Source organism: Streptomyces sp. NPDC057307, assembly GCF_042667665.1.
In the GTDB taxonomy this organism is placed as follows: Bacteria; Actinomycetota; Actinomycetes; order Streptomycetales; family Streptomycetaceae; genus Streptomyces.
The window spans coordinates 1-3,326 of record NZ_JBHUZM010000122.1; the positions used below are offsets into that span (position 1 = coordinate 1).

A 3,326-nucleotide genomic window follows, 5' to 3' on the forward strand; every position below is an offset into this window, starting at 1 on the left:
GACAACGCCTGGGCCTACCGCAAGGGCCTGGCATGGAAGAACGTCCTGGCCGACCTCGGCGCGACCGGCAAGCTCACCCGCCCCTACCGGCCGCACACCAACGGCAAAGTCGAACGCTTCAACCGCACCCTCGCCGACGAATGGGCCTACCTCCGGCCCTACACCTCCAACACCGAGCGGACCGAAGCCCTGGCAGACTTCCTCCACACCTACAACCACCACCGCAGCCACACCGCACTCGACGGACACCCGCCCATCACCCGCGTCAACAACCCTCCGGGTCAGTACACCTAGGACGTGTCCGACACATAGCGCCGCAGGGCGGGCGGGACTTCGCGGACACGGCCCGGGGTCTGTCTCGGGCCACGGCGCGGTCGGGTGAACCGGCGAAGACGGGGCGGGAGTTGAGTGGCCGTCAGGAGCGGTCAGTAGCGGTACTGCTGCTCGTCCTGGTTGGGGTCGTAGCCGTAACTCCGGGGCTCCTGCTGCGGCATCGGGGGGACGTTCTCGCCCTCGCGCTGCTGCGGGACCCAGACGCCGCCGGGGGGCGTGTCCGCGCCGTACACCGGCTGGCCGGTCTGGCCGTTCGGGTCGCCGTAGGGGTCCGCGTACTGCTGCTGGCCGCCGTAGTTGTCGTACGAGCCGTAGGAGTCGCCGTCGGTCGTCGCGCCGCTGTACGGGTCGGTGTAGGCGGCGTACTGCTGCTGGCCGGTGCCGTAGTCGTACTGGCCGTTCTGGCCCGCGTACGCGTCCTGTTGACCGGCGTAGCCGTCCTGCGCGCCGTACCCGTCCTGGCCCTGGCTCGCGTAGGGGTCGGCGGCACCGTAGGCGTCGGTCGTGCCGTAGGCGTGCTGGTCCTGGCCCTGGCCCTGGTCGGCGTAGGAGTCCTGGCCGGTGGAGGTGGTGTAACCGGCGTACGGGTCGTAGTTGCCGTACTGGGTCGCCTGGTAGGCGGCGTCGCTGTACACGCCGTACTGCCCGGTCTCGTCGGGCATCGGCTCCGGCTCGTAGACGGACGCCGCGTACGGGGGCTGGTCGGGGACGGGGCCCGCGAGGTCCTCGGGACCGGCGGCGACGGGCTGGTACTCCAAGTCCGAGACTTCCAGGCTCGGTTCGCGTGTCTCGGCCTCACCGGCGCCGGCCCTGCGGCGCCGGCTCGCGCCGGGGCTGCCGCCGATCGCCCAGCCGGTGGAGAAGCCGCGCCGGAACGACAGCGTCACATAGGTCTGGCCGACCGCGAACGCGATCGCGCCGATCGCGATGACGGGGACGGAGGCGAGCAGGACACCCAGCACCACGCCGACGAAACCCGTGAAGGCGAGGAGTCGCCAACGGAGCCGCGCCTTGTACTGGAGCAGTACTTCGCCCAGCAGCCACAGCGCGACGATGCCGAACGCGATGTAGAGGACCGTCCAGCCCATGCCCGCCCCTCTCCTGCGGTCACCGCCCCGGCACGGGGCGGGTACGACCGGTCACGACTGCTCGTGCAGTCCGAGATTCTTGTAGATTTCGAGCGTCGCCGTGGAGTTGTTGAGTGTAATGAAGTGGAGTCCGGGGACACCCTCCGCGCGCAGGGTCGCGCAGAACTCCGTCGCGTACTCGATACCGATGGAGCGTACAGCGGCGGGATCGTCCTTGACGGAGAGGATCCGCTCTTTCAGCGCCGGGGGCACGACCGCGTTGCTGAGCTGCGAGAAGCGCTCAAGTTGCCGGACGTTCGTGATCGGCATGATCTCCGGGATGATCGGGGTGTCGCAGCCGGCGGCCGACACCTTGTCGCGCAGCCGCAGATAGTCCTCGGGGTCGAAGAACATCTGGGTGATCGCGTAGTCGGCGCCCGCGCGGCACTTGGCCACGAAGTGCCGCACATCGCTCTCCCAGTCGGTGGAGCGCGGGTGCATCTCGGGGAAGGCCGCGACGCCGACGCAGAAGTCGCCGGACTCCTTGATCAGACGGACCAGATCGGCCGCGTACTCCACACCCTCGGGGTGCTTGACCCACTCGCCCCGCGGATCGCCGGGCGGGTCGCCGCGCACGGCGAGGATGTTCCTGATCCCGGCGTCCGCGTACTGGCCGATCATGTTGCGCAGCTGGGCCACCGAGTGGTCCACGGCGGTGAGGTGGGCGACCGGGACGAGTGTGGTGTCGGCGGCGATGCGCTGGGTCGCCTTCACCGTGCCCGCGCGGGTGGAGCCGCCCGCCCCGTAGGTCACCGAGACGAAGTTCGGGGCGACGGCCTCGATCCGGCGCAGCGCGTTCCAGAGGTTCCGCTCGCCCTTCGCCGTCTTGGGCGCCCAAAATTCGAACGAATACGACAACTCGCCGGTCGCGAGCAGATCACGCACCGTACGGGCGTGATCCGTCCTGATCGAAGCTGCTCCGAGGGCCATACCGAAAGGTTATCGAGGGGTGTGCCGATCACCCAACCAGAGCAAGGAATTTTGTCCGTTTCACACCATCCCCGCGCATCCCTCGGGCGGGGATGGGCCCGCGGTACGGATCCGCACCACGGACTCCGGCGGGGGCGCCCGGGGCGTCAGGCGACCCGGTCGCGGACGCGCTTCGCGAGGCCGGCGGCCGCCATGGCCGGATCGTCCGCCTCCGTGAGGGCCCGTACGACCACGACCCGGCGGGCCCCGGCGTCCAGCACCTCGTCGAGGTTGCCCGCGTCGATCCCGCCGATCGCGAACCACGGGCGCCGGGTGGCCAGCGACGCGGCGTACCGCACGAGGTCGAGACCGGGGGCGGGCCGGCCGGGCTTGGTGGGGGTGGGCCAGCAGGGCCCGGTGCAGAAGTAGTCCACGCCGGGCTCGCCGGCCGCCGCCATCGCCTCGGCCTCCGAGTGTGTGGAGCGGCCGATCAGCAGGTCCGTACCGAGGATGGCGCGCGCGGCGGAGACGGGCAGGTCGCCCTGGCCCAGGTGCAGCGCGTCCGCGCCGATGGCGTGCGCCACGTCGGCCCGGTCGTTCACGGCGAGGAGCTTGCCGTGGCGCCGGCAGGCGTCGGCGAAGACCTGGAGGTGCTCCAGCTCCTCGGCCGCCTCCATGCCCTTGTCACGCAGTTGCACGATGTCCACACCGGAGGTGAGGACGGCGTCCAGGAACTCGGGGAGATCCCCCTGCCGCTTCCGCGCGTCCGTGCACAGATAGAGCCGGGCGTCGGACAGCAGATCGAGTGCGCTGGGCGCACCGGGCGCTGCGGGCATGCGGGTCTCCCCCGTCGGATCGAGATCGGTGTCTGTCGGATCAGGGTGTGGGGACGGTCGTGGGGGGGCGCGGGGGGGCGCCCCCCCCCCCCCCCCCGCGCCGCCCACCCAGCCCCACGCC

General features: G+C 71.0%; 4 protein-coding genes. 1 reads left to right on the top strand and 3 read right to left on the bottom strand.

Features of this window, described 5'->3' with window-relative positions; genetic code table 11:
* Positions 1-294: integrase core domain-containing protein (locus tag ACFUN8_RS29620; RefSeq protein WP_383644098.1), on the top strand; the 294-nt coding region annotated here is incomplete at its 5' end.
* Between the two features lie 131 nt (positions 295-425).
* Here ACFUN8_RS29620 and ACFUN8_RS29625 read toward each other — a convergent pair.
* From ACFUN8_RS29625 to thiE, 3 genes are all read right to left on the bottom strand, one after another.
* Entirely contained in the window at positions 426-1,421 is a 996-nt protein-coding gene (locus ACFUN8_RS29625) for a hypothetical protein (protein WP_383644101.1), read from the bottom strand.
* A 51-nt stretch (positions 1,422-1,472) separates the two neighbouring features.
* On the bottom strand, positions 1,473-2,390 hold the full coding sequence (gene metF, locus ACFUN8_RS29630) for a methylenetetrahydrofolate reductase [NAD(P)H] (protein ID WP_383644104.1): 918 nt from the start codon (positions 2,388-2,390) through the stop codon (positions 1,473-1,475).
* 146 nt (positions 2,391-2,536) lie between these two features.
* On the bottom strand, positions 2,537-3,205 hold the full coding sequence (gene thiE, locus ACFUN8_RS29635; protein ID WP_383644107.1) for a thiamine phosphate synthase: 669 nt from the start codon (positions 3,203-3,205) through the stop codon (positions 2,537-2,539).
* Between the last annotated feature and the right edge of the window lie 121 nt (positions 3,206-3,326).

Bases quoted from the DNA above. Each gene is read 5' to 3' on its own strand.
- ACFUN8_RS29625 (WP_383644101.1), bottom strand. From the start codon at position 1,421: ATGGGCTGGACGGTCCTCTACATCGCGTTCGGCATCGTCGCGCTGTGG.
- thiE (WP_383644107.1), bottom strand. From the start codon at position 3,205: ATGCCCGCAGCGCCCGGTGCGCCCAGCGCACTCGATCTGCTGTCCGAC.
- metF (WP_383644104.1), bottom strand. From the start codon at position 2,390: ATGGCCCTCGGAGCAGCTTCGATCAGGACGGATCACGCCCGTACGGTG.